The 25,302-nt window shown below is 72.9% G+C and carries 24 protein-coding genes, 1 tRNA gene and 1 pseudogene; 12 read left to right on the top strand and 14 right to left on the bottom strand.

Annotation, left to right across the window (positions count from 1 at the left end):
- Positions 1-72: 72 nt before the first annotated feature.
- From ACFU97_RS42830 to ACFU97_RS42820, 3 genes and pseudogenes are all read left to right on the top strand, one after another.
- Entirely contained in the window at positions 73-459 is a 387-nt protein-coding gene (locus tag ACFU97_RS42830) for a hypothetical protein (protein ID WP_384267843.1), read from the top strand.
- Positions 460-624: 165 nt separating this feature from the next.
- Complete coding sequence (selA, locus tag ACFU97_RS42825; protein ID WP_384267903.1) at positions 625-1,944, top strand: L-seryl-tRNA(Sec) selenium transferase; 1,320 nt, start codon at positions 625-627, stop codon at positions 1,942-1,944.
- 12 nt (positions 1,945-1,956) lie between these two features.
- Positions 1,957-3,645, top strand: a pseudogene (locus tag ACFU97_RS42820) (GTP-binding protein); the annotation flags it as partial.
- A gap of 89 nt (positions 3,646-3,734) precedes the next feature.
- Here ACFU97_RS42820 and ACFU97_RS42815 read toward each other — a convergent pair.
- A tRNA-Sec gene (locus ACFU97_RS42815) sits at positions 3,735-3,827 on the bottom strand.
- A 46-nt stretch (positions 3,828-3,873) separates the two neighbouring features.
- Between ACFU97_RS42815 and selD the strand changes: the two genes are divergently transcribed.
- Positions 3,874-4,881, top strand: coding sequence for a selenide, water dikinase SelD (selD, locus tag ACFU97_RS42810; RefSeq protein WP_384267900.1), 1,008 nt, complete (start codon positions 3,874-3,876; stop codon positions 4,879-4,881).
- 31 nt (positions 4,882-4,912) lie between these two features.
- Here the strand turns inward: selD and fdh are convergent, their stop codons facing one another.
- Entirely contained in the window at positions 4,913-8,173 is a 3,261-nt protein-coding gene (fdh, locus tag ACFU97_RS42805; RefSeq protein WP_384267840.1) for a formate dehydrogenase, read from the bottom strand.
- A 103-nt stretch (positions 8,174-8,276) separates the two neighbouring features.
- On the opposite strand from fdh, the gene ACFU97_RS42800 reads away from it, so the two are divergent.
- Complete coding sequence (locus ACFU97_RS42800; protein WP_384267838.1) at positions 8,277-8,945, top strand: haloacid dehalogenase type II; 669 nt, start codon at positions 8,277-8,279, stop codon at positions 8,943-8,945.
- On the opposite strand, the gene nrfD is transcribed toward ACFU97_RS42800, so the two are convergent.
- The 5 genes from nrfD to ACFU97_RS42775 form a co-directional block, all read right to left on the bottom strand.
- Positions 8,911-9,972, bottom strand: coding sequence for an NrfD/PsrC family molybdoenzyme membrane anchor subunit (gene nrfD, locus ACFU97_RS42795; RefSeq protein WP_384267835.1), 1,062 nt, complete (start codon positions 9,970-9,972; stop codon positions 8,911-8,913). The genes ACFU97_RS42800 and nrfD overlap by 35 nt on opposite strands.
- A complete protein-coding gene (locus tag ACFU97_RS42790) occupies positions 9,969-11,027 on the bottom strand; it encodes a 4Fe-4S dicluster domain-containing protein (protein WP_384267832.1) in 1,059 nt (352 codons plus the stop codon). Before ACFU97_RS42790 ends, nrfD begins: the two co-directional genes overlap by 4 nt.
- A 19-nt stretch (positions 11,028-11,046) precedes the next feature.
- A complete protein-coding gene (locus ACFU97_RS42785; protein WP_384267830.1) occupies positions 11,047-11,445 on the bottom strand; it encodes an SseB family protein in 399 nt (132 codons plus the stop codon).
- Positions 11,446-11,562: 117 nt separating this feature from the next.
- Complete coding sequence (locus ACFU97_RS42780) at positions 11,563-11,706, bottom strand: hypothetical protein (RefSeq protein ID WP_384267827.1); 144 nt, start codon at positions 11,704-11,706, stop codon at positions 11,563-11,565.
- Positions 11,707-11,785: 79 nt separating this feature from the next.
- Complete coding sequence (locus ACFU97_RS42775; RefSeq protein ID WP_384267824.1) at positions 11,786-12,775, bottom strand: DUF5937 family protein; 990 nt, start codon at positions 12,773-12,775, stop codon at positions 11,786-11,788.
- Between the two features lie 152 nt (positions 12,776-12,927).
- On the opposite strand from ACFU97_RS42775, the gene ACFU97_RS42770 reads away from it, so the two are divergent.
- The 3 genes from ACFU97_RS42770 (at position 12,928) to hemC (ending at position 16,020) form a co-directional block, all read left to right on the top strand.
- Positions 12,928-14,112, top strand: a complete 1,185-nt coding sequence (locus ACFU97_RS42770; RefSeq protein WP_384267821.1) for an MFS transporter — start codon at positions 12,928-12,930, stop codon at positions 14,110-14,112.
- A gap of 41 nt (positions 14,113-14,153) precedes the next feature.
- Positions 14,154-15,023: a hypothetical protein gene (locus ACFU97_RS42765; RefSeq protein WP_384267818.1), complete on the top strand. Its 870-nt coding sequence runs from the start codon at positions 14,154-14,156 to the stop codon at positions 15,021-15,023.
- A 61-nt stretch (positions 15,024-15,084) separates the two neighbouring features.
- Positions 15,085-16,020, top strand: coding sequence for a hydroxymethylbilane synthase (hemC, locus tag ACFU97_RS42760; protein WP_384267815.1), 936 nt, complete (start codon positions 15,085-15,087; stop codon positions 16,018-16,020).
- A gap of 30 nt (positions 16,021-16,050) precedes the next feature.
- Here the strand turns inward: hemC and ACFU97_RS42755 are convergent, their stop codons facing one another.
- The 4 genes from ACFU97_RS42755 to ACFU97_RS42740 form a co-directional block, all read right to left on the bottom strand.
- Positions 16,051-16,572, bottom strand: a complete 522-nt coding sequence (locus ACFU97_RS42755) for a hypothetical protein (protein ID WP_384267812.1) — start codon at positions 16,570-16,572, stop codon at positions 16,051-16,053.
- Between the two features lie 192 nt (positions 16,573-16,764).
- Positions 16,765-17,619, bottom strand: coding sequence for an ABC transporter permease (locus ACFU97_RS42750; RefSeq protein ID WP_384267810.1), 855 nt, complete (start codon positions 17,617-17,619; stop codon positions 16,765-16,767).
- Positions 17,579-18,439 (bottom strand): ABC transporter ATP-binding protein, encoded by an 861-nt coding sequence (locus ACFU97_RS42745; RefSeq protein ID WP_384267807.1) that lies wholly within the window; start codon positions 18,437-18,439, stop codon positions 17,579-17,581. The genes ACFU97_RS42750 and ACFU97_RS42745 overlap by 41 nt, the downstream gene beginning before the upstream one ends.
- A complete protein-coding gene (locus tag ACFU97_RS42740; protein WP_384267804.1) occupies positions 18,436-18,888 on the bottom strand; it encodes a MarR family winged helix-turn-helix transcriptional regulator in 453 nt (150 codons plus the stop codon). Before ACFU97_RS42740 ends, ACFU97_RS42745 begins: the two co-directional genes overlap by 4 nt.
- A 245-nt stretch (positions 18,889-19,133) precedes the next feature.
- Here ACFU97_RS42740 and ACFU97_RS42735 point away from each other — a divergent pair, with 245 nt between their 5' ends.
- On the top strand, positions 19,134-19,928 hold the full coding sequence (locus tag ACFU97_RS42735) for a SigB/SigF/SigG family RNA polymerase sigma factor (protein ID WP_384267801.1): 795 nt from the start codon (positions 19,134-19,136) through the stop codon (positions 19,926-19,928).
- Positions 19,929-19,965: 37 nt separating this feature from the next.
- On the opposite strand, the gene ACFU97_RS42730 is transcribed toward ACFU97_RS42735, so the two are convergent.
- Entirely contained in the window at positions 19,966-20,301 is a 336-nt protein-coding gene (locus ACFU97_RS42730) for an ANTAR domain-containing protein (protein ID WP_384267798.1), read from the bottom strand.
- 169 nt (positions 20,302-20,470) lie between these two features.
- Here ACFU97_RS42730 and ACFU97_RS42725 point away from each other — a divergent pair, with 169 nt between their 5' ends.
- Entirely contained in the window at positions 20,471-21,274 is an 804-nt protein-coding gene (locus ACFU97_RS42725) for a VOC family protein (protein WP_384267898.1), read from the top strand.
- A gap of 30 nt (positions 21,275-21,304) precedes the next feature.
- Here ACFU97_RS42725 and glgX read toward each other — a convergent pair whose 3' ends face one another.
- Entirely contained in the window at positions 21,305-23,425 is a 2,121-nt protein-coding gene (glgX, locus tag ACFU97_RS42720) for a glycogen debranching protein GlgX (RefSeq protein WP_384267896.1), read from the bottom strand.
- Between the two features lie 17 nt (positions 23,426-23,442).
- Complete coding sequence (locus tag ACFU97_RS42715; protein ID WP_384267795.1) at positions 23,443-23,955, bottom strand: pep a2; 513 nt, start codon at positions 23,953-23,955, stop codon at positions 23,443-23,445.
- 319 nt (positions 23,956-24,274) lie between these two features.
- Here ACFU97_RS42715 and ACFU97_RS42710 point away from each other — a divergent pair, with 319 nt between their 5' ends.
- Both ACFU97_RS42710 and ACFU97_RS42705 read left to right on the top strand, forming a co-directional pair.
- Positions 24,275-24,574 carry a DUF5133 domain-containing protein gene (locus ACFU97_RS42710; protein WP_384267792.1) on the top strand — a complete coding sequence of 100 codons (300 nt, stop codon included), beginning with the start codon at positions 24,275-24,277 and terminating at the stop codon, positions 24,572-24,574.
- A gap of 153 nt (positions 24,575-24,727) precedes the next feature.
- Positions 24,728-25,302, top strand: a 575-nt coding sequence (locus ACFU97_RS42705; protein ID WP_384267788.1) for a maltotransferase domain-containing protein, incomplete at its 3' end; no start/stop codon positions are given.

Here is a 25,302-nt window from a genome sequence, read left to right as displayed (position 1 = left end):
AGCACGCCGTACGGAAGGCCCGTTCCGTACGGCGTCGGCTCCGGTTTCCTGCCATCATCGACGGGAGTGGCTATGTGGAAGCGCAGGAAGAAGACCGCGAACCCCAGGCCGGCCCTCCCCCTGGAGCTCTGCGACCTCTGTGGCCAGGTCTTCCCGGAGCAGGAGGCGGTGCTCTGCCACGTCCCCGACTCCTCCGCCGTCGCCCCCGAGCGCCCCTGGTCCGACGGGCTGCGCCGCCTCACGGCCTGCGGTGAGGCCCATCTCGACACGCTCAGGGAGCGCTATCGCCGGCGCCCCTACGTCCAGGAAGAGCTCTGGGCCGCGAAGATCGACCGCGTGCTGATGCACGGGCCCTCCGCCCTCCCCCTGGAGCAGCTCGCCTGCCGGACCGGCCTGCACGCGCCGGAGATCCGCCGCGCGGTCGCCTGGCACAACGAGCACCTCCCCCCGCTTCCGTAGACAGGCACCAGGCGCGGGCCCTCGCCCGCCGTGGCGTGTCGATCGACCGGTTCTGGGCACTGGGAGACGATGAACCTCCTCGGGCAGCCGGAAACGGGTGGAGGAAGCGGGAGCCGGATGGAGCCGGAGAGCGGGTCGACGACGACGAACGCCGCGCAGCACAGCATGGATGCCGCGTCCGCCGTGCCCGATCACGACGTGCGGCGGCTGATCCCGCGCACCGACGTCCTGCTCCGCGAGCCCCGGCTGGCCGAGGCCGCTCAGCGGCTCGGTGCGCCCGTGGTCAAGGCGGCGGTGCGGGAGGCGCAGCGGCTCGCGCGGGCTGGCCGGCTCGCGCCGGAGGGCGTCGCCGACGAGGCGGTCGCGCTGCTGCCGGATTCCGCGTGCGGGCTGCGTGCGGTGATCAACGCCACCGGAGTGCTGCTGCACACCAACCTCGGCCGCGCCCCGCTCTCGGACACGGCCCGTCGCGCGGTGTGCGAGGCCGCGGGCCCGACCGACGTGGAGCTCGATCTGGCCACGGGCGTACGGGCCCGTCGCGGGCGTACGGCGCTACGGGCGCTGCACGACCGGGTGCCGGCGGCGGGGGCCGTGCACGTCGTCAACAACGGTGCCGCCGCGCTGGTTCTCGCGGCGACCGCGCTCGCGGCCGACAAGGAGATCGTCGTCAGCCGCGGGGAGATGGTGGAGATCGGGGACGGCTTCCGGCTGCCGGATCTGCTGGTCTCCACGGGCGCGCGGCTGCGCGAGGTCGGCACGACCAATCGCACGACCGTCGACGACTACGCCGCGGCGGTCGGGCCGGACACGGGCTTCGTGCTGAAGGTGCACCCGTCCAACTTCCTCATCACCGGTTTCACCCGCGCCGCGGAGGTCGCCGAACTGGCCCGGCTGGACGTGCCGGTCGTCGTCGACATCGGCTCCGGGCTGCTCGCCCCGCACCCGCTGCTCCCGGACGAGCCGGACGCCGAGACGCAGCTGCGTGCCGGCGCCTCGCTGGTCACCGCGAGCGGCGACAAGCTGCTCGGCGGCCCGCAGTGCGGGCTCGTGCTGGGCGACGAGGATCTGGTACGGGCCCTCGCCCGGCACCCCCTCGCCCGCGCCCTGCGCGTGGACAAGCTGACGCTGGCCGCCCTGGAGGCCACCCTCGCCGGTCCGCCCACCCCCACCGCGGCGGGGCTGACCGCCGACCCGGCGGACCTGCGCGCCCGGGCCGACAAGCTCGCCGCCGCGCTCGGTGCGGACGGTGTCGACGTCCGCGTGGTCGAGAGCGACGCGACCGTGGGGGGCGGCGGCGCGCCGGGGGTCACCCTACCGAGCGCCGCACTGTCGCTGCCGGAGCCCTTCGCGGCAGCTCTGCGCACCGGACGGGTCCCGGTCGTCGGGCGGTTGGAGGCGGGCCGCTGTCTGCTCGACCTGCGGGCGGTGCCGCCCGAGGACGACGAGCGGCTGGGCGCAGCGGTGCGCGCGGCGGCGAAGAGGTAGGGGGCGGACGTCATGCGGGTGCTGGCCACCGCCGGGCACGTCGACCACGGGAAGTCGGCCCTGGTCCGGGCGCTGACCGGCATGGAACCGGACCGCTTCGAGGAGGAACGGCGCCGGGGGCTCACCCTCGACTTGGGCTTCGTGTGGACCCGGCTCGGCGTGGACGGCGAGCATCTGGCCTTCGTGGACGTGCCCGGCCACGAGCGGTTCGTGGCGACCATGCTCGCGGGGGTCGGGCCGGTGCCCGCGGTGCTCTTCGCGGTCGCCGCCGACCAGGGCTGGCAGCCCCAGTCCCAGGAGCATCTGGCGATCCTCGACGCGCTCGGCGTGCGGCACGCCGTCCTCGCGGTGACCCGCAGCGATCTGGCCGACCCGGCTCCCGTGCTGGCGGATGCGCTCGAGCGGACGGCCGCCACCTCGCTCGGTGCCGTGCGCGCCGTCGCGGTCAGCTCGGTGACCGGTGCCGGTCTCGACGAACTGCGCTCCGAGCTAAGGAAGTTGGCGGCTTCCCTGCCCGTTCCGCCCGCCGATGCCGATGTACGGCTGTGGCTGGACCGGGCGTTCACGGTGCGCGGCCACGGCACCGTGGTCACCGGCACGCTCGGCTCCGGCACCCTGCGCGTCGGGGACCGGCTGGTCACCGGGGACGGTGCGGCCGTGCTGCGGGTGCGCGGGCTTCAGTCGCTGCACCAGGACCGGGACGCCGTCAGCGGCGTGGCGCGCGTGGCCGTCAATGTGCACGGGACCGGCGCCGACGCCCTCCGGCGCGGAACCGTCCTGCTGGCCCCCGAGCGCTGGCTGCGCACCGGGCTCGTCGACGTCCGGATCACCGGGGAGTCCGCGGCCGACCTGCCGCGTTCCGTCACCCTCCACATCGGCACCGCCGCCGTCCCGGTGGGCGTCCGCCCGCTGGGCGAGGACACGGCCCGGCTGACCCTGAGCCGGGAACTGCCGCTGCGGGTCGGCGACCGCGCGGTGCTGCGCGAGCCCGGAAGCGGGCGGGTGCCCAGCGCCGCGACCGTGCTCGACGTCCGTCCGCCCCGGCTCGCCCGGCGCGGCGCGGGACACGCCCGGGCGGCGGAGCTCACGACCATGACCGGCACACCGGACGGAGCGCAGGAACTGCGGCGGCGCGGGCTGATCCGGCGCTCGGAGCTGCTCGCGATGGGCGTGCCGGTGCCGGCCGCACCCGTCGCCGGTGACTGGCTGGCCGACCCCGCGCACTGGGCACGGCTCGGCGAGCGCCTCGTGGACGAGGTGGAACGGCACGCCAAGGAGCACGCCCTCGATCCCGGGCTGCCCACGGAGGCCGCCCGCCGCCTGCTGGACCTGCCCGACCGGTCGCTGGTCGACGCGCTCGCCGCGGCCACACCCGAACTCCCCGTACGACAGGGCCGGTTGTACGCGGTCGGCAGCCTGCGTCCGTCGCTGCCGCCCGCCGTCGAGGCGGCCGTGGAAGCCGTCCGCGCGGATCTGGCGAGGACGCCGTTCCGTGCGCCCGAGGCCGGCCGGCTCGCCGGTCTGGGGCTGGACCGCAAGGCGGTGGCCGCCGCGGAGGCGGCCGGAGCGCTGCTGCGGGTCGCCGACGGGATCGTGCTGCTGCCGGGCGCGGACGCGCGGGCCGCCGCGATGCTCGCCCGGCTGCCGCAGCCGTTCACGCTGAGCGAGGCGCGCAAGGCGCTGGACACCACCCGCCGGGTCGCCGTGCCGCTGCTGGAGCGTCTGGACGCGCGGGGATACACGGAGCGCGTGGACGACCGGCTGCGGCGCTGCGCCCAAGGGCCGGGGAGCGGAGGCGGACGGGAATCGAACCCGCCTGCCCGAGATCCTCGGGCACCTCGGTTTTGAAGACCGGGAGGGCCACCAGGCACCCACACGCCTCCACCGACCGCAAGGCTAGTTCCCCGGGAGATCGATGTGACACCGACGATCCGCCAAGAGGCCGTACGGCTGACCCAGTTCGCGCACGGCGGTGGGTGCGCGTGCAAGATCCCGCCGGGAGAGCTGGAGGAGGTCGTCGGCGGTCTCACGGCTCCCTCGCTCCCCGGCGCGGACAGCCCGCTGCTGGTCGGGCTCGCCACCGGTGACGACGCGGCCGTGGTCACGCTGCCCGGGCAGGAGGGCGCGGCAGTGGTGACCACCGCCGACTTCTTCACACCCGTCGTCGACGATCCGTACGACTGGGGCCGTATCGCCGCGGCCAACGCGCTGTCCGACGTGTACGCGATGGGCGGGCGGCCGCTCGTCGCCGTCAACCTCCTGGCCTGGCCCCGCGACCGGCTGCCGTTCGACCTCGCCCGCGAGGTGCTGCGCGGCGGCCTCGACGTCGCCACGGCGGCGGGCTGCCACATCGGCGGCGGGCACAGCGTCGACGACCCCGAGCCCAAGTACGGGATGGCGGTCACCGGGGTCGCCGATCCGGCGCGGCTGCTGCGCAACGACACCGGACGCGCCGGCCTGCCGCTGTCCCTGACCAAGCCGCTGGGGCTGGGCGTGCTCAACAACCGGCACAAGGCCACCGGCGAGCGGTTCGAGCAGGCGATCGCCACGATGACGGCGCTGAACCGCGACGCGTCCGCCGCGGCCCTGGCCGCGGGGGCGACCTGCGCCACCGACGTCACCGGCTTCGGCCTTCTCGGGCATCTGCACAAGCTGGCGCGCGCCTCGGGCGTGACGGCGGTGCTGGACACGGCCGCCGTGCCGTATCTGGACGGCGCACGGGAGGCCGTACGCGACGGGTATGTCAGCGGTGGCACTCGGCGCAACCTGGAGTGGGTCGCGCCGTACACCGACTTCGGGGACACGGACGCCGATACGCGGCTGCTGCTCGCCGACGCACAGACCTCCGGCGGACTGCTGGTGGCCGGGGAGGTCCCGGGGGCGCCGGTGATCGGTGAACTCGTGCCGGGCGGAGCCCACTCGATCGTGCTGAGGTGAGCGCGGCGCCCGCTGAACCGGGCCGCCGCGATCAGGGCTCCGTGCCCGTGTGCTCGTCGATGCCCGCCCGTGCCCGGTACTCGCGCACGAGGCGGAGCGACGCCTCGCCGCGTGGGCGCCGGCCGGGCCGGATGTCCACGGCGAAGGCCTTGCTCTCCTGGATGTGCGTGTTGGGGTCGAGGGAGAGGTGCAGCAGTTCGTTGGCCGCGTCGCCCGTGCTGTAGCCGTTCGGGCCCCAGTGGTAGGGCAGCCCGACCTGGTGCAGCCGGCGCCCCTGCACGGTCAGTGGGGCCATCCGGTCGGTGACCAGGACCCGTGCCTCCACCACGCCGCGCGCGCTGACGATCGTCGCCCAGCCGATGTGCTCCAGACCGCGCTCCGCCGCCAGTTCGGGCGAGACCTCGCAGAAGAACTCCGGTTGCAGTTCCGCGAGATACGGCAGCCAGCGCGACATGCCGCCGGCCGTGTGGTGCTCGGTGAGGCGGTAGGTGGTCGCCACGTACGGGAACACCTGCGAGCCCGGTTCGGTGCCGCTGGGCTGGTAGCGGTTGTCGGGGTGCGGCGGGAGCAACTGCCGTACCGGATTACGCTGTTGACGGTAGACCAGGTTGGGGAACGGCGAGTCCTGCGGTTCGTAGTGCGCCGGCAGCGGGCCGTCGGTGATCCCGGAGGGCACGTACAGCCATGCCTTGCCGTCGGCCTGCATGATGAACGGGTCCTGGCCGGACAGGGCCTCCCCGGCCGTCGCGTCCGGCGGCGGCTCGTAGTGCGGGGACTTGGTCGGCTTGAAGTCGGGGACGTCGTGGCCGACCCACTTCTCCTCGTCCTCGTCCCACCACACCAGGGCCTTGCGCTCGCTCCATGGTCTGCCGTCGGGGTCGGCGGAGGCACGGTTGTAGAGGATGCGCCGATTGGCCGGCCAGGCCCAGGCCCAGTCCTTCGCCACCCAGTTCTGCTCCTTGCCGGGCGTGCGGCGGGCCGCCTGGTTGACGCCGCCGGCGTAGACCCCGCAGTAGATCCAGCAGCCGCAGGCGGTGGAGCCGTCGTCCTTCAACTCCTCGTAGGAGGACAGGGGTTCGCCCGCGGCGTCGTGGCCGTTGATCTCGGCGAGCACGGCCTCCGCGTCGGGTTCGGCCAGCTCGCCCCTGACCGGGTAGTCCCAGGTCAGGTCGAGCAGCGGCGCGTCCATGGCGTCGGTGGAGCCGGCCAGCTTCTCGCGGATGATCCGTCCGAGGTGGTAGGTGAACCACAGGTCGCTGCGGGACTCCCCCGGCGGCGGCACGGCCTGGTGGTGCCACTGGAGCAGCCGCTGGGTGTTGGTGAAGCTGCCGTCCTTCTCGGTGTGCGCCGCGGCCGGCAGGAAGAACACCTCGGTGCCGATGTCCTCGGTGCGCATCTCGCCCGTCTCGATCTCCGGGCCGTCCTGCCACCAGGTGGCCGACTCGATCAGGGAGAAGTCCCGTACGACGAGCCAGTCCAGGTTGGCCATGCCCAGGCGCATCAGCTTGGCGTTGGCGTTGCCGACCGCCGGGTTCTCACCGAACACGAAGTAGCCCTTGCAGACACCCTCGATCTGGGCCATGGCGGTCTCGTAGGCGGAGTGTGAGCCGGTCAGGCGCGGCAGGTAGTCGAAGCGGAAGTCGTTGTCGGCGGTGGCGGCCTCGCCCCAGTACGCCTTGAGCAGGCTGACCAGGTAGGCGCGCATGTTGCCCCAGTAGCCCTTGCGGGCCGCCTCCGCCTGGACGAACGCGTCCAGGTCCTCGTTCTTGTGGGCGTGCGGCATGGGGATGTAGCCGGGCAGCAGGTTGAACAGGGTGGGGATGTCCGTCGAGCCCTGGATGGAGGCGTGGCCGCGCAGGGCGAGGATACCGCCGCCCGGCCGGCCCATGTTGCCGAGCAGGGTCTGCAGCACGGCGGCCGAGCGGATGTACTGCACGCCGACCGTGTGCTGGGTCCAGCCGACCGCGTAGGCGAAGGCCGTCGTGCGGTCGCGGCCGGAGTTGTCCGACACCAGCTCGCACACCTGGCGGAACAGGTCCCGCGGCACCCCGCAGACCTCCTCGACCAGCTCGGGGGTGTAGCGGGCGTAGTGCCGCTTGAGGACCTGGAAGACGCAGTGCGGGTGGCTGAGCGTCTCGTCCCGTTCGGGCTCCCCCTCGCCGATGTCCGCGCCGCCGGAGCCGTGGGCCTCGCCGCGCGCGGCCTCCGTCACCGAGCCGCCGTCGCCCGTGCGCTCGTCGTACTCGAGGTCGCGCTCGCCGGAGGCGGCCTGCATCTCCATGCCCTCGTACTGCCAACTGCTGTTGTCGTAGCGGCGGTTGTCGGGATCGAAACCGGAGAAGAGGCCTTCCAGGTCCTCGGTGTCACGGAAGTCCTCGCGCAGGATCACGGACGCGTTCGTGTACGCCACCACGTAGTCCCGGAAGTAACTGCCGTTCTCCAGAACGTGGTTGATGATCCCGCCCAGGAAGGCGATGTCGGAGCCCGCGCGCAGCGGCACGTGCAGGTCGGCCAGCGCGCTGGTGCGGGTGAAGCGCGGATCGACGTGGATCACCTTCGCGCCCCGGGCCTTGGCCTCCATCACCCACTGGAACCCGACCGGATGGCACTCGGCCATGTTCGAGCCCTGGATGACGATGCAGTCGGAGTTCTGCAGGTCCTGCTGGAAGGTGGTCGCGCCGCCGCGTCCGAACGAGGTTCCCAGACTGGGAACGGTGGAGGAGTGTCAAACACGCGCCTGGTTCTCGATCTGGATCGCCCCGAGCGCGGTGAACAACTTCTTGATCAGGTAGTTCTCTTCGTTGTCGAGCGTGGCACCGCCCAGGCTCGCGAAGCCCATGGTGCGCCGGGTGCGGGTGCCGTCGACCTCCCACTGCCAGCCCGCCCGCCGGGACGCGACGACCCGGTCGGCGATCATGTCCATCGCCGTGCCGAGGTCCAGGCGCTCCCACTCGGTGCCGTGCGGGCGGCGGTACAGGACCTGGTGTTCTCGGGCGTCGCCCGTGGTCAGCTGGAGACTGGCCGAGCCCTTGGGGCACAGGCGGCCGCGCGAGATCGGGGAGTCGGGGTCGCCCTCGATCTGGGTGACCTTGCCGTCCTCGACGTACACGTTCTGCCCGCAGCCCACCGCGCAGTACGGGCAGATCGACTTCACCACGCGGTCCGCGCGCGCCACGCGGGGCGTCAGGCGCTCGCTGCGCCCGCTCTTCGCCGCGGCGCCGCGGCCCAGCGGGTCCGTGCCCTTGAGCTGGCGGTAGACCGGCCAGGAGTCGATCCAGGTGCGGACGCCCATGGTTCAGTCCTCCGGTACGGTTCCCTCACGGCCGACGGGATGCCCGCCGAGCAGTACGCGGAGTACCCGTCCCGCATGCACCGAAACGGAGCAGGTGATCCCCGTGACCCGTGACCGTGTCCCGGACGTGCTCGTCTTCGACGTCAACGAGACGCTGACCGACATGTCGCCGCTCGCCGGCCGTCTGGCGGACGTCGGGCTGCCGGGGCAGATGCTGCCCGCCTGGTTCGCGGGCGTGCTGCGCGACGGTGTGGCGCTCACCCTGGCCGGTGGTCGGGCGACGTTCGCGGACGTCGCCGGGGACGTGCTGCGGACGCTGCTCGCGCGGCAGGCGCCGTCGGCCGATCCGGAGCGGGCCGTGGCGCACGTGCTGGACGCGTTGCCCGAACTGCCCGTGCATCCGGACGTCGCCGAAGGTGTACGAGGGCTGCACGCGGCCGGGCGCCGCCTGCTCACCCTCACCAACGGCTCGGCGGCGACCACGCGTGCCGTGCTCGACCGCGCCGGGCTCGCGGACTGCTTCGAGGCGCTGCTGGACGTGCAGGAGCCGGGCGCCTGGAAGCCGTCGCCCGCCGCCTACGCGCACGCCGTGCGGACGGCGGGCGTGCCCGCCGCGCAGGTGATGCTGGTCGCCGTCCACCCCTGGGACATCGACGGCGCCTCCAGGGCCGGCCTCGCCACGGCCTGGGTGCGCCGGGAACCCGCACCCTATCCGTCGACGATGCGCCCGGCGGACGTCACCGTGGCGAGTGTGGCCGACCTGGCTCGCTGATCCGCTCGTCGCTCCCGGACGCCGCCAGCCGCTCGCGCTGCGGCACGACGGTGTACTTCGGGTCCTCGGCGGACGCGACGCCCGCGTGGAACACCCCGAACCGCAGGGCCGCCGAGCCGGTCATCAGGGCCGCTCCGGCCACCGCGGCGAGAACGCGGTCGCTCCGGCGGCCGGCCAGGACCGCGAGGGCCGCGCCACCCGCCGTGAGGACTTCCGCGGTACGCAGCAGCAGCCGCGGCCGCCCCTGCTCGAACGGCTCGGCCGGCAGCCCCATCCGCCGCTTCATCGTCCGGAACGCGCCGAGTTCGAGGACGGCGCCCAGGGCGGCCATGCGGCGGGCGGGCCCCGTCTCGTCGACCGGCGCCGCCGCCAGCGCCAGTCCGGCCGCCGCGGTGGCGCCGGAGCCGGCGAAGACGAACGGCAGCTCCCGGTAGCCCTCGTGCCAGGACGGCACCGCGGTGTCCGCGATCAGGACGGCGGTGTACGTCACGACCGAGGTGCCGAGAGCGGCCGCCGCCGCGGTCGCGGCCGAGCCCACGAGGCGGTAGCGGCCGGTGACGTCACTGGCCACGGCGGCCATGGTCGCGGGGGCGTAGGCCGACAGCAGCCAGGAGCCCAGGCTCATCGGCGAGGTCGGCTTGAACACGCGCAGCATGTTCAGAAAGCGGCCCGGCCGGCCCAGGTCGTGCACGAGGGCCGCCAGTGACAGCGAGATGGCGCCCGTCGCCCCGATCTTGGCAGCCCTCGCCATCGCCGGCCGTCCGGTGACGTGCGCGCCGGCGGCGAGCAGCGAGGAGCCGCCCGCGAGCCCGCCGAGATACAGGTAGCCCGCGATGTCGAGGGCCTTCCAGGTCGGTTTCTTCAGCACCGGTTTGCCGTAGTACGAGGAGAACTCCGCGTCCGGCACCATGGACCGCTCGCCGCGGCCACGGCGCCGCCGGCGGCGCCCCGTGCCCTCCCCCGTCGTCGGGTCCCGTCCGGGCCGAGCGCTCTGGACGCCCTCACGTGTCACGTCGGATCCGGTCATCGCGGCCTCCTGGCGGCGCCCTTGACGAAGCTGGTGACGGCCAGGGCGGCGAGCGAGGCGGCGGCGAGCGCCGCGTGCCGCCACATGTCCGGCAGGTCGCGCGTGGTGACGACCGGGTCGGGCGGCAGGCCGTAGACCTCGGGCTCGTCCAGGAGCAGGAAGAACGCGCCGTCGCCGCCGACCCCGTCGCCGGGGTCCTCGCCGTACAGGCGCGCGTCGGGGACGCCGGACGCGTGCAGCTGGGCCACGCGTGCCGACGCCCGCTCCCGCAGCTCGTCCAGGGGGCCGAACCGGATGGATTCGGTCGGGCACGCCTTCGCGCAGGCCGGTTCCAAGCCGGCGCCGAGGCGGTCGTAGCAGAGGGTGCACTTCCAGACCCGGCCGTCCTCCTTGCGCTGGTCGATGACGCCGTACGGGCAGGCGGGCACGCAGTAGCCGCAGCCGTTGCAGATGTCCTCCTGGACGACGACCGTGCCGAACTCGGTGCGGAACAGCGCGCCGGTGGGGCACACGTCGAGGCAGGCGGCGTGCGTGCAGTGCTTGCACACGTCGGAGGCCATCAGCCAGCGCAGTTCGGTGCGGCCGTCGGGGGCGACCGGTGAGATCTCCCCGGCCGGTGCGCCCGCCGGCGCCGCGTCCGGTGCGGGAGCCGTGGCGCCGGGGCCGGGCGAGGCGGGGCCGGTGCCCAGCTGCCGGGCCGCGTCGAAGACGTCGACGCCCTCATGGGAGACGCCCGGCTCCTGGCCGCCCAGCGGCTTGCGCTGCTCGATGAAGGCCACATGGCGCCAGGTGTCGGCGCCGAGGCCCTGTGTGTTGTCGTAGGACATGCCGGTCAGCTGCAGGCCGTCCTCGGGAACGGCGTTCCACTCCTTGCAGGCCACCTCGCACGCCTTGCAGCCGATGCACACGGAGGTGTCGGTGAAGAAACCCGTGCGGGGCGGGCTGTCCGGATAGCCGGCGGCTCCGGCCACGTCCGGTTGCGGCCCGTACAACTGGTTGCCGTGCCCCGTGTCCGGGCGGGCGCGGAGCGCGTCGCCGGAGCCGCTGTCGGTCATGGCTCGACCTCCTTGGGGTTCAGTCCTCCTCGCGGTCCAGCAGGTCCCTGACGCCCTGGGCGGTCAGAGCCAGTTCCTCCGGCGTCCCCGCGTCGATGACCAGGGCCAGCTCCTCGGAGGGCCAGCGGTGGGCGAGTACGCCGAGCTGGACCTGACGGTGTTCCGTGACCTTCGGGAACGCGTGCTGCATGCGGGCCTCCGAGGTGAAGACCGGGACCAGCTCGGTGCCGTCCTGCTGCTCGTAGACGGGCAGGGTCACCGTCCCCGGGGTCTGCTCGCCGATGGGGCTGCCGCTGGGGATCAGCACCTCGCTGCCCGCGAGGGTGTCGAGCTCCGTCTGGTCCGCCTCGCCCGCGACCACGGCCCGCAGGGCCAGCTGGACGGCGGAGGCGGAACCGTTGGGGAAGTACTCAGTCACGGTGGATCCATTCCGTGGGTCGAACAGGCCCGGAAACGTCGAAGCGTCCCAGGCGGAACCGGCACCGAGTACCCGATCTCCCACCTGTCATGTGCCGCGCGCGGACGGTGCGCCCGTTCAGCGGCCCACGGCCGTCGCCCACAGCGCGGCCACGACGACCACGACGGCCGCGCCCACCATCACGGACCGCACCGCCGCCGGCCACGGGGTCACGTACCGCCACATCACAGAGGCGCCGTGTCCGGATTCCTGCTCACGCATGTGCAACTCCCACCCCTGGTTCGGCGAAACGGCCGGGCGGGTTCCCCTGTCGGCGCCTCCCACACCTCCTCGTTCCCGGCTACCCTCCCGCCACCAGCCCCTCCCCCAGCGCCGTCCGCTCGTACAGCACGAAGTAGCCCTGGCGCCGGGCGTCGAGCAGTCCCGCCCCGCGCAGGGCGGTCAGGTGGGCCGACACCGTGGACGGGGCCAGGCCGTGCCGGGCGGCGAGTTCCGTCGTGGAGGCCGGGACGGCCAAGCCGGTCAGCAGGGCGGCGCGCTGGTGTCCCAGGAGGCGGGCGAGGGCCTCGGGCGGGTGCGGTGCGGGTGCGGTGTGGAGACGGCCCATGCCGCGGGCGGGGTAGATGACCGTCGGCTGCCAGGGGCGGGCGAAGCCGCTGATCACGTCCGGCCACACGAACACGCTGGGCATGAGGAGGATGCCGCGCCCGTCGGGGCGCTGCATCTCCGCGTGGTCGCCGTGTCCGCGCACGGTGAGGCGGTGGCCGGCCCACTCGATGCGCGGGTGCAGGCCGGTGAGCAGTGCGTCGAGGCCGCCGTCGGCCCCCAGACGCGAGCGATGGGCGATGTCCGCCGCCAGGACGGCGCGGTGGCGCGGCCAGTCCGGCGCCAGGAGGGCGTGCCAGGCCAGTTCGGTGAGGTCGGCCAGGCGGCGGACCGTCCCGGCGGGGTCGTCGAGGGCGGCGCGGCCCTGCGGCGACTCGGCCAGGCCGGGTGTGCACGCGAGCGACCGGGCCATCTCCAGGCGGGCCAGGTCAGGGTCGGTGGCGCGCATCCGGGCCAGTTCGTCCTCGATGGCGGGGTACGGCTCGTCGGGCGGCGGGCCGAGGAAGTCCGGGGTGTAGCCGCCGACGTGCGGCACGAACAGCCACAGGGGCGAGAGGTCGAGCCCGGCGAGCGTACGGCGGAGCCGGCGCAGCCAGGCGCGGTGGTAGCCGTGCCGGGTGGGGCGGCGCAGCATGCGCAGCGCCTCGTGGGTCTGGCACAGCGGCGAGATCGCGAACCGGCAGCGCGTCAGGTCGTCGGCGCCGAGATGCAGGGTCAGCGGCAAGTCGGCCTCCTGAGCCGGATCCGATTCGGCGTGGATCGAAACAGTAGAAGCTCCGTCCCCGCCCCAGCACGCTGGCCCCGGCGCCGGCACGGCCGTTCCCCGTCGGCGGCACCGCGAGCGGCACCGTCCCCGACACCCCGGAGGATCCCTGGATGGGCAGCGTACGTCCGGCCGCCTGGCGCAGGGGCGCCGTCGTCGCGGCACTGATGCTGGCGGCGTTCACCTTCAACACCGCGGAGAACCTCCCGCTGGGCCTGCTCTCGCTCATGGCGGCCGGCCTGCGGGTGCCGCTCGGCGCCGTGGGCGCGCTGGTCACCGGGTACGGCCTCACCGTGGCCGTGGTGTCGCTGCCGGCCGCCCGCCTGACCCGCTCGGTGCCGCGCCGGTATCTGCTCGCCCTGCTGCTGGGCCTGCTGGCCGCGGCCAGTTGGGTGTCGGCGCTGCACAGCGTCTCGTACGGGACGCTGCTGGCGGCGCGGCTGGTCACCGCAGTCGCGCAGGCGTCGTTCTGGGTGCTGATGGGGCCGGTCGCGGTCGGGCTGTTCCCGCCCGAACGGCGCGGCCGCGTCATGGGGTTGCTGTCCATCGGCGGTTCCCTGGCCACGGTGCTGGGCGTCCCGGCCGGGACCTGGCTGGGCGGCCGCGGCGGCTGGCAGGCGCCCTTCGCGGTGCTCGGCGCGCTCGCGCTCGTCTCCCTCGCCGTGATCGCCGCGGCCCTGCCGACCTCCCGCCCGCAGGAGAGCCACGCGGCGTACGGCGCCGAGCCGGACCGCCGCCGGTTCCGGGTCGTCGTGGCGACCACCGCCCTGTCGGTGACCGGGGTGTTCGCGGGATACACGTACGTCGCCGTCCTGCTGGAGGACGTCGGCGGGTTCGGTGAGGACGCGGTCGGCGGCGTGCTGTTCGCGTTCGGTGTGGCCGCGCTGGCCGGCATCGCGCTCACCGGCCCCCTCCTGGACCGCTTCCCGCGCGCCACCCTCACGGTCCCCGTGGTCACGCAGGCGATCGCCCTGCTCGGCCTGTACGCGGGCGCGCGCAGCCAGGTGGCGACCGTAGCGCTGCTCATGCTGCTCGGTGCCTCGGTCGCTCCGGTGTTCATGGCGACACAGAGCCAGGTGCTCCGGGTCGCGCCCGGCCGTACGGAGTCGGCCCTCGCGGCCAACGGAGCCGCTTTCAACGTGGGCGTCGCCGCCGGCGCCCTCCTCGGCGGGAGCGTGCTGCCGCTCGTCGGCGTGCGCGGCGCGTTCCTCGTCGGCGGACTGCTCACCCTGGGCGCGCTCGCGGTGCTGACCTGGCCGGAGACCCGGATGTCGCGCGCTGTCGCGCAACCGCGGTAATCCCGTGGAACCGGAGGGCAGTTCCCCTCTACCGTCCACGCATGGAGGAGCAAGAGGACCGGGTCGACGCGCGGCAGCTCTACGAGCGGCTGCGGGACCACACCGGTCCGGACGTGTACGGCACGGTCGTGGTGCCGTGGCTCGGCCGGGCGGCGGGCGAGTACCGCACGCAACTCGTCGAGGGCGTGGGCCGCCTGGAGCGCTGGGCCGTCGACGGGCCGGACGAGCGAGGCCAGGAACTGCTCTGGGAGCTGTACGCCCTGAGCCGCGTCAGCGATGCCCTCCTGCTCGCCTTCCAGCCGCCCGGCGACCCGGACGAGCCCTGGTCGCCGGCGCTGACGGCCGCTCAGTACCTGGAGCTCTTCTGCCGCCTGGGCATGACGCCGTTCGAACGGGCCGGCGCCTTCGACCCCTTCTGGCACGAGATCGTGGAGGTCGAGCAGTCGCCGGAGCCGGACGAGCCGATCCAGGTCACGGATGTCGTCTGGCCCGGCCTGGCGCTGGGGAACATGCTGTTCGGCCGCGCAGGGGTGCGGGTGCGGGCGGGCGTCCGGCACGCCGAGCGGGGCGTGGCCGACCGGTCCCCGCTGTACTGGACCCACCGGCGCCGGCACCGGCCCACGGACGACCAGTCCAAGGGCTGGGGCCACAACTCGCAGTGGCGCACGGACTTCCGGGTGGACCTGTGCACCGGGACCGGCTACGAGCTCAACGCGTGCGCACACGGCTACCGCGACGATCTGGACGGGCTCACCTACCGGCGGCTCACACCCGGGGAGCAGCGTGAACTGCTGCGCCACCGCTGCCTGCTGCGCACACCGGCCGACGCCGCGGAACTGGACGAAACGGCGCCGGGCTGGCGGGAGGACCTCTACCCCTACCCCGCACGCCTGAGCCTCAACCGGGCGTGAATCGGATCCCGATGGGGCGGTACGGCACGGACGAGCCCTCCCGGAGGACTATCGTGTCCGCATGTCCGTCCCAGAACTGATCCGTATCGTCTCCCGCGACTCGCCCATGGCGCTCGCCCAAGTGGAGCGTGTCCGAGGCGAGCTGGCGGCCCTGCATCCCGGTGTGCGCACCGAGGTGGTGCCGGTGAAGACGACCGGCGACAAGTGGATGGGCGCGCTGTCCCAGGTCGAGGGCAAGGGGGCGTTCACCAAGGAGGTCGACGCCGCGCTGCTGTCGGGCGAGGCCGACCTCGCGGTGCACTGCGTGAAGGACGTGCCCGCCGACCGGCCGCTCCCCGCGGGCACGACGTTCGCCGCGTTCCTGAAGCGGGACGACATCCGTGACGCCCTGATCCATCCGGGCGGCCTCACCCTGGACGAACTCCCGGACGGCACCCGGCTCGGCACCTCCTCGGTGCGCCGCATCGCCCAGCTCGCGGCCACCCACCCGCATCTGGAGTGCGTGCCGTTTCGCGGGAACGCCAACCGGCGGCTGGAGAAGCTGGCGGCGGGCGAGGCGGACGCGCTGCTGCTCGCGGTCTCGGGCCTCGAGCGCATCGGGCGCGAGGACGTGATCACCGAGATCCTCTCCCCCGAGGCGATGATGCCGCCGATCGGCGCGGGCATCCTCGCCCTGCAGTGCCGCGAGGGCGACACCGCGCTCATCGACGCGGTCAGCGGCCTCGGCGACCCGGACACGCACCGGGAGGCCACCGCCGAGCGCATGTTCCTGCACGTGCTGCAGGGGCACTGCAACAGCCCGATCGCCGGGTACGCGCGCGTGGACCACGGCGGTGAACTGTCCCTGCGGGCCTGTGTCTTCACGCCGGACGGCAAGACGCGGCTGAACGCCCACGAGTGGGCCGGCCGGCTGGACCCGGCCACGCTGGGGACGTCGGTCGCCGTGGCGCTGCTGCGTCAGGGCGCCCGGGAGATCATCGACGGCATCCCGCACTGAGGACGCCGCCCGCGGCGCGGGGAACGCGGATCAGGCGGTGCCTTCCTCCGCCTGATCCCGCAGGAACTTGCTGACCTGATGGGCCAGTCGGTCGCTCACGCAGCCCGGGTGGGCGCCGACGGCCTCCTCGTGCAGGCCGATGCCGCCCGCCCACAGCCGGCGGTCGGCCCACTCGTCGTCGGCGCGCAGCTGGACCTGGACGTCGACCTGGCCGAGCGAGGCCTCCGGACCGGCCGCGTAGAGCACGGCGGTGGCCCGGCGCAGCGGGTAGACGTCGAAGCCCTCGATGAACTGCGAGTTGCGCCAGTCGATGAACGCGGCCTCGCCGTCGGGGCCGATCCGGACGTCGATCTGACCGTCCTCCAGGTGGATGGTGGAGTGCCGGTCGCCGCGGTTCTCGACGGTCACGCGGACGCTGAAGTACGTGAGCCCCTCGGCGGCGTCGTCCCGTCCGCGCGGCGGCTCGGCGGCTTCCAGCCGGTGGACGCGGACACGCAGACCGGCATGCTCGTCGTATTCCTGCCAGTCCCCGACCACGTTCGGCTCGTACACAGTCCACCTCTTCGACCTCAGAGAGTCCTACCTATCTGGGCGCTCTGTGCACTGTCAAATGAGCAGAATGCGCTGTGGCCAGCGCATTCACGCGCTTTGATCACTGATCAAGCCGTGCCCAGGAACAACGGTCGGAACAAGCCACACGAGGGTGTTCGGCCGCGTGTGGCACATCACGTTCCGCGGGCATGATCAGCGGGCCAGCCGGCCGAGGAGCGAGGAGGCGGCCGTGATGCCTACCGCGGCGGCCACGAGGAGCACCCCGAAGTCGAGCGCCAGGTGCGTGTGCGCGCCGATCAGCAGGCCGCGCAGGGCGTCGACCTCGTAGCTGAGCGGGTTGACCTTGCTGACCGCCTGGAGCCAGCCGGGCATGACGGAGACCGGGTACAGGGCGTTGGAGCCGAAGAACAGCGGCATGGTGATGGCCTGGCCGATGCCCATGAGCCGGTCGCGGCTGAGGACGACGCCGGCGATGGACATCGACAGGCAGGAGAAGAACGCGGAGCCGAGGATCACGATCGCCCCGACCCCGAGCAGTTTCAGCGGGTTCCAGGTCAGCGCGACACCGAGCAGGGCGGCGATGACCACGACGACGAGGGCCTGGATCAGCGACTTCAGACCGGCCGCGAACGCCTTGCCGGTGATCAGGGCCGAGCGTGGGGTCGGCGTGACCAGCAGCTTGTTGAGGATGCCGGCGTCGCGCTCCCAGATGATCTGGATGCCGTAGAAGATGGCGATGAACATCGCGGACTGGGCGATGATGCCGGGTGCCATGTAGTCGATGTAGGGGATGCCCCCGGTGGGTATCGCCCGTATCCGGGTGAAGGTCTGACCGAAGATCAGCAGCCACAGGGCGGGCTGGATCGCGCGGGTGTAGAGCTCGGTGCGGTCGTGGCGCAGCTTCTGCAGTTCGACGGCGCACATCGCCCCCACGCGCGCGGGCAGCAGCCGCCAGCCGGCGCGGGGCCGGGGCGGCCGCAGCAGCAGATCGATGCCGCTCGCGCGCTCAGCCGACGCGGTGGGCAGTACGGCGGGTGCTTCGGACATCGCGGAAATCTCCTGCCTTGTCGTCGAGACCGCTGCCGGCGACGTCACGGAAGACGTCCTCCAGCGTGGGCAGCGGGGCACTGTCCGGCGCGCCCTCGGCACGCCGGCGCTCGCCCAGCCCCTGCCGGAGTTCGGCGGGGGTGCCGAGGGCGCGGATGCGGCCGCGGTGCATGAGGCCGACCCGGTCGCAGTACTGGTCGGCCTCGTCCATGTAGTGGGTGGTGACCAGCACGGTCATGCCGGTGGCCGCACGTACGGCGTTGATCTGGTCCCACACGCCGGTGCGGGCGATCGGGTCGAGTCCGATGGTCGGCTCGTCGAGGATGAGCAGCCGGGGCGCGCTGACCAGGGCCTGGGCGAGTTCGAGGCGGCGGATCATGCCGCCGGAGTAGGTCTTGGCGAGGCGGTCGGCGGCGTCGATGAGGTCGACGGCGGCCAGGGCCTGGCTCACCCGTTCGGCCCTTTCGCCGCGGGAGACGTCGAAGACGCGGGCGAACAGGGCGACGTTCTCACAGCCGGTGAGGCCGGCGTCGGCGGAGAGCTGCTGCGGGACGTAGCCCAGCAGGCGGCGCACGGCCATCCGGTCCTTGGCCGCGTCGTGCCCGAAGACCCGGACCATCCCGGCGGGGACCGGCAGCAGCGTGGTGATGCAGCGGATGGCGGTCGTCTTCCCGGCGCCGTTCGGGCCGAGCAGCCCGAAGACCTCGCCCTGGCCGACCGACAGGTCGAGTCCGTCGACGGCCTTGGTCTCGCCGAAGACGTAGGACAGTCCGGTGCAGGTGACGGCCTCGGCCCGGGCGGTGTCGGCGTCGCTCGTCATGACTCCTCGGCTTCCTCGTGCAGATGGTCGGCCAGCATGCGCAGGGCCGGGATCGCCGCGGCGAGCGCCTGCCGGTCCTTCTCGTCGAGCCGGGACAGCCCGCTCCGGACGAGCTCGGAGCGCCGCCTGCGCCACTCCGCGAGCCTGGCCCCGGCGGCGGGAGTCGGCATCAGGCGGGCGGCCCGCCGGTCCGCCGGGTCGGTCTCACGGAGCAGATAGCCCTGCCGGGACAAGGCGTTCACCAGGGTCGAGACCGAGTTCCCGGCCAGGTGCAGCTCCTTGGCGGCCTCGGAGATGCCGATGCCGGGGCGGCCCACGACCAGGCGCAGCAGTTCGACCTCGGCCCCGCGCAGCTGCGGGGTGATCTGGGGGCGCAGTCGACGCCTCAGGCGCCGGTGGACGCCGACGAGGGCGTCGATCAGCTCGTCAGGGAAGGTGTCCGGTTCCACCCCCCGAGATTACCTCTGTAGCAGAGGTAATGAACCCAAGGGACGGTCAAACGGCCGACGCCGAAGGTTCTGATGTCCGTTTTGTTTCGGAAGTGCCGACTCCGGGCACGTGACCCTCAGTGCTTCGGAACAGGAGGCACGTCCATGGGAGCCGGTCGGCTCCCGGACGGCCTCTGCACTGGTCCGGGTCCGCGCCTCCCATGGTGACTGTCCCCTCAGCACCGCCCCCCACGGAGGTGCGCATCATGCGTGTCACCAGCGGCAGAACCAAGCCCCACCCGCACGACGACGCCCCCGACAGCGCCGAGGCCTTCCAGCGGCTGGCGCGGATGCCCGACGGCCCGCAGCGCCGCCGGCTGCGCGACGAACTGGTCCGGGCCTGGCTCCCCATGTCGGAGCGCATCGCCGTCCGCTTCAAGGGGCGCGGAGAATCCCTCGAGGACCTCTACCAGGTGGCGGCACTCGGCCTGGTCAAGGCCGTCGACCACTACGACCCGGCCCGCGGCCACGCCTTCGAGGCGTACGCGGTGCCGACCGTCACCGGCGAGATCAAGCGGCACTTCCGCGACCACATGTGGACGCTGCACGTGCCGCGCCGGGTCCAGGACCTGCGCAACAGGGTCAGGCAGTCCGCCAAGGAGCTCGCCCAGACGACGCCGGGGCGCCGGCCCACCGTCGCGGAGATCGCCCGGCACGCGCAGCTGAGCGAGAGCGAGGTGCGCGCGGGCATGGAGGCGCTGGAGTGCTTCTCGGCGCTGTCCCTCGACGCCGAGTTGCCCGGCTCCGACGGCTACGCACTGACGGACGCGATCGGCGCCCCGGATCCCGCCTTCGACGTCGTCGTCGACCGCGTCGCGGTCGGACCCTGCATCGCGGCGCTCCCGGAGCGCGAGCGAACCATCCTCTATCTGCGGTTCTTCCGCGGCATGACGCAGAACCGGATCGCACAGCAGCTCGGCATCTCGCAGATGCACGTCTCCCGGCTGCTCAGCGGCTGCTTCGCCCACCTCCGGGAGGAGCTGCTCGCCGAGACCGGCTGAACGGTGGCGCCGTACGGCTCCGCGCGGCCCCGTCGCCTCACCCGTCCGGCGGGACCTCGGGCAGCTGCGTGGGGCCGTAGCGGTCCAGGGCGTCCTCGAGTTCGGCCCGTATCTCCGCGGGCATCTCCCCCGAGCGTCCCCAGATGACGACCAGTTCCGCGACGTTGCGCAGCTTGACGTTCGTGTGCTGGGAGACGTCCTTGAGCACCAGCCATCCCAGATCCGGGGTCACCCGGCCCAGCGCGACCACCATCCCGATCGCCTGGTCCACGACGGCGTGCGAGGCGACGGCTTCCTTCAGCTGGTCGACTTCTTCCTGCAGTTCGAAGATGCGATCTGTCTCGTCCGCGGGTTCGTGGGGTACCTGTGCCACGCATTCCATACTGGCACTCGCCCGGCCCCCTGCCACTGGGCACGCACGGCCTGCGGGCCCCCGTTTCGGCCGTATCCGCGGGGTACTCGACAGGCACCCCGAGGGGTTCCGGTTGGACACTGGTACGGGACCGGTGGCCGCCGGTGGAACGGACCTGGACGTGACTGCCATGAACGACGACTCCTCACGCCCTCGCGCGACATCCCGCATCGTCTCCTCGCACTCCGTGTTCGGGGCGCCCTGCTGGGTGAGTCTGACCAGCCGCGACGTCGACGCGACGGAGAGCTTCTACAGCGCCGTGCTGGGCTGGGAGTGGCGCCCGGCGCAGCTCGGCGACCGCTTCCGGATGGCGCTGGCGGACGGAGTGCCCGTGGCGGGCATCGCGGCCGTCGCGGGGATGTGGCAGATGGCCGTGGCGTGGACCCCGTACTTCGCCGTGCCCAGCGCGGACGAGGCCGTGTCACGCGCGCAGGAGCGCGGCGGCACGGCCGCGGTCGGGCCGATCTCCTTCCCGCCCGGGCGTGCGGCGCTGCTGGCCGACCGCGACGGGGCGACCTTCGGGATCTGGGAGGGATCGCTGGTCTCCGACTGGGAGAAGTGGCGCCAGGCGGCACCGGCCTTCATCCGCCTGCACACGCGCGACGCCTTCGACGCGGCGATCTTCTACGGCGAGGTGCTGGACTGGGCGACGGGGCGGCCCGGCGCCTGCGAGGTCCAGTACGAGGGCGGCGAGGTGGTGCTGCGCAGCCAGGGCGACGTGGTGGCCCGTATCGAGTCCGGCGCGCTGGGCGCCGCCCCCGACCCCACCATCCGGCCCCACTGGCAGGTGCACTTCGCGGTGCGGGACGTGGCGGCCTGTGTGCGGGCCGCCGAACTGCACGGCGGCAGCGTCCTGACCAAGGGCAGCGACGAGGCCGTGCTGCGCGACGCCGACGGTGCGCAGTTCACGGTGACGTCCCGCCGCGAGCGCTGAGCACCGCCGGCGGCCCCCGCCGGCCGGGGCTCAGCGGGCCGTGCGGGAGGGGCGGGTGAGCAGGACCAGGCTGCGCGCCTCGACGGTCGTCGCGCTGCCCGCCTTGTGCTCCGTCTCGTCGGGTCCGCCCTGCGGGACGGCGGTGTCGATGAGGGTCGTCCACCGTTCGCCGTACGTGACGTCCGGCAGCCGGAACTCCACCGGTTCCCAGTAGCTGTTGAGCAGCAGCAGGAACGAGTCGTCCACCACGGGACGGCCGCACGGGTCCGGTTCGGCGATCGCGTCACCGTTGAGGAAGACCGCGACCGAGTGCCCGCGGTGCCACTCCTCCTCCGTCATCTCCCGCGCGCCCGGCGCCAGCCACACCAGGTCGGGCAGCGGCTGGTCCGCGTGGGTGGCGGTGTCGCCGCGGAAGAAGCGGCGGCGGCGCAGCACCGGATGGGCGGCGCGCAGCCCGATGACGTACCGCACGAACTCCGCGAGTTCGCGCTGGTCGTCGGTCAACCGCCAGTCGATCCAGGAGACTTCGCTGTCCTGGCAGTAGGCGTTGTTGTTGCCGCGCTGGGTGCGGCCCAGCTCGTCGCCGTGGCTCAGCATCGGGATGCCCTGCGACAGCAGGAGGGTGGCCAGGAAGTTGCGCTGCTGGCGGGCGCGCAGCTCCAGCACGGCCGGGTCGTCGCTGTCGCCCTCGGCGCCGCAGTTCCAGGACCGGTTGTGGCTCTCGCCGTCCCGGTTGCCCTCGCCGTTGGCCTCGTTGTGCTTGTCGTTGTACGACACCAGGTCGCGCAGCGTGAAACCGTCGTGCGCGGTGACGAAGTTGACGCTGGCGCGCGGGCGCCGCCGGCTGTGCTGGTACAGGTCCGCGGAACCGGTCAGCCGCGAGGCGAACTCCCCCAGCGCGCGCTCGCCGCCCCGCCAGAAGTCCCGTACGGCGTCCCGGTACTTGCCGTTCCACTCCGACCACAGCTGCGGGAAGTTGCCGACCTGGTAGCCGCCCTCCCCCACGTCCCAGGGCTCCGCGATCAGCTTGACCCGGCTGATCACCGGGTCCTGCTGGATCAGGTCGAAGAACGCCGAGAGCCGGTCCACCTCGTGGAACTGCCGCGCCAGCGTGGCCGCCAGGTCGAAGCGGAAGCCGTCGACATGCATCTCGGTGACCCAGTACCGCAGCGAGTCCATGATGAGCTGCAGCACGTACGGGTGCCGCATCAGCAGGCTGTTGCCGGTGCCGGTGGTGTCGTAGTAATGGCGCCAGTCGCCGTCCACCAGGCGGTAGTACGAGGCGTTGTCGATGCCGCGGAAGGAGAGCGTGGGGCCCTTCTCGTTTCCCTCGGCCGTGTGGTTGTAGACGACGTCGAGGATCACCTCGAGCCCGGCCGCGTGCAGCGCCTTCACCATCGACTTGAACTCGGTGACCTGCCGTCCGCGGGTGCCGCGTGCGGCGTAGGCGTTGTGCGGGGCGAAGAAGCCGATGGTGTTGTAGCCCCAGTAGTTGGACAGACCGCGGCCCTGCAGCACGCCGTCCTGCACGTACTGGTGCACCGGCATCAGCTCCACCGCCGTCACGCCGAGACCGGTCAGGTGCTCGATGACGGCGGGGTGCGCGAGGCCGGCGTAGGTGCCGCGCAGCCGCGGCGGGACGTCGGGGTGGGTGCGGGTCAGGCCCCGTACGTGGGCCTCGTAGATGACGCTGTCCGAGTACGCACGCCTGGGCGGGCGGTCGTCCCCCCAGTCGAAGGCGGGATCGGTGACCACCCCGAGCATGGTGTGCCCGGCGCTGTCGGACCGGGAGGGGCCGTTCGGCGAGCGTTCGAAGAGCGAGGCGTGGTTGTCCACCTGCCCGTCGACCGCCCGGGTGTACGGGTCGAGCAGGAGCTTCTTCGGGTTGCAGCGGTGGCCGAGGTCCGGATGCCAGGGCCCGTGCACCCGGTAGCCGTAACGCTGCCCGGGCCGTACGTCCGGCAGGAAGCAGTGCCAGACGAAGCCGTCGACCTCGGTGACCGGTACGGTGCGCCGGTGGCCGTCGTCGTCGACGAGGACCAGCTCGACACGTTCGGCGACCTCGCTGAAGAGGGCGAAGTTGGTGCCCTTGCCGTCGAAGGAGGCACCCAACGGGTAGGGGTGCCCGCTCCAGACGGGCACCCCTGCCATGCGGCGTCGCTTCGCCGTCACCGTGCGTCCTCCAGCAGGCCGTCCGTCGTGCGTACCTCACCCGCCAGTGCCGCGGCCTGTGCTTCGCGCGGTACTTGGAGCACCTCGCGCAGGCGCGGCCAGGGCGCCACGGGGACCAGGGGGACGCGTTCGCCGGCGCGGGCGCGCTGCGAGAACCAGATGACCTTGCTGCCGGTGTCCGTGGCGCAGCAGCCCCAGCCGTCGCTGATCGCGGCGATCCGTTCGAGGCAGCTGCGCAGGTCCTGGTCGGGGCGCAGGTCGCTGTCGTTCTCCCCCACTGCGGTGATCAGATGCTGCCCGTTCCACCACAGCTCGATCGAGGTGTTCTTGTCCGTCGCGTGCTCGTCGATGGCCTTGAGCAGCAGCTCGGTGGCGCTGCAGACGGGCTCGACGAGTGTCTCGAGATACCAGAGCCGGAGGTGGGCGGCCAGGATGCGCCGGACCTGTCCGACCCGTTCCGGACTGACCTCCACGTCGAGGTGGTAGTAACAGGGTGCTGCGGTCTTCATCGTCGTTGGCTCCTCACCGGCGAAGCTCCCGCCTGTCCTCGCCCCTGGCGGGACGAGCCCCGTATGCACAGCGTGAGCGGTGATCGCTCCTGAGTCACCTCAAGCGTGGGAGCGCTACGCCATTCGTGCAACACGAGCGCACAACTGGTGATCCACGCGCCGTCAGGGGTAGTTGAAGCTCCAACAAGACGCTGAGTCGTCGTCCGTGCACCATGTGTGAAGACCTCGATGCCCGTAACGGATCCGTGCGTGCCCACGTACGGCCGCCGCCCGACGGTCGGGAGACGTGCGATCGAGCCCCCGGAAAGTGAAGGGCGTCATGCTGCTACCGGCAAAAGCCGAGGTGGCCCGGCAACTGCGGCGGTACCGGGCGTGGGAACGCGTCATGCTCGCGTCCCCCGCCGACCGCACGGTGCGGGCCACTTTCGAGGACTCGGGCTACACCCTCTGCGTGCTGATGGGCAAACGCTGCGCGCGCGAGGCCGCGGACGCCGCCGAGCGCTATCTGCGGTCCACCCTCGGCGCCTACCTCCTGGAGCAGGACGACAGGCCCCGGACGGTCGCGGCGGAGCGGCGCGGACCACCGCGCGCGCATCGGCGTCTCGCCGGGGAGAGGTGACCGCTTCGGCGCAGGCCGGAGAGAGGTGCCCCGTTCGGCGCAGGCCGGGGAGATCCTTCCGGCGCGGGCCGGGGGGAAGCGATCCCTCCGGCCCCCTGTTTGTCCCCGACCGGGCCGACGGCCCGGTCTTCCAGCACGGTGGAGGTGAGACGCATGAGTTCGATTCCGGCCATCGGCCGTATCCCGGTACGGGAGGTCCACCCGGCGGTGGAGTGCGGCAGGTACCCGGCGAAGGCCGTCGCGGGCGAGACGTTCCAGGTCACCGCGACCGTGTTCCGGGAAGGCCATGACGCGGTCGCGGCCAACGTCGTCCTGACCGATCCCGAGGGCAGGCACGGCCCGTGGACCCCGATGCGGGAGCTCGAACCGGGCTCCGACCGCTGGGGCGCCGACGTCACGCCCACCTCCGAGGGCCGCTGGACGTTCCGGGTCGAGGCCTGGAGCGACCCGGTGGCCACCTGGCGGCACACCGCCCGGATCAAGATCCCGGCCGGCATCGACACCGGTCTGGTGCTGGAGGAGGGCGGCGACCTCCACGAGCGGCTGGCCGCCGGGGTTCCCGCGGGTCCCTTGCGCAATGCCGTGCTGGACGCCGTCAGAACGCTGCGCGACGACTCGCTGCCGGTCGCGACCCGGCTGGCGGCGGCGTTGACGCCGGAGGTGGATGCGGTGCTGGCGCGGCATCCGCTGCGGGAGTTCGTGACGGCCTCGCCGACGCTGCCGCTGCT

Source organism: Streptomyces sp. NPDC057616 (assembly GCF_042800575.1).
Classification (GTDB): domain Bacteria; phylum Actinomycetota; class Actinomycetes; order Streptomycetales; family Streptomycetaceae; genus Streptomyces.
The sequence above is the reverse complement of the archived record's forward strand: the minus strand, read 5'-3'. Positions and strand labels throughout refer to the sequence as shown.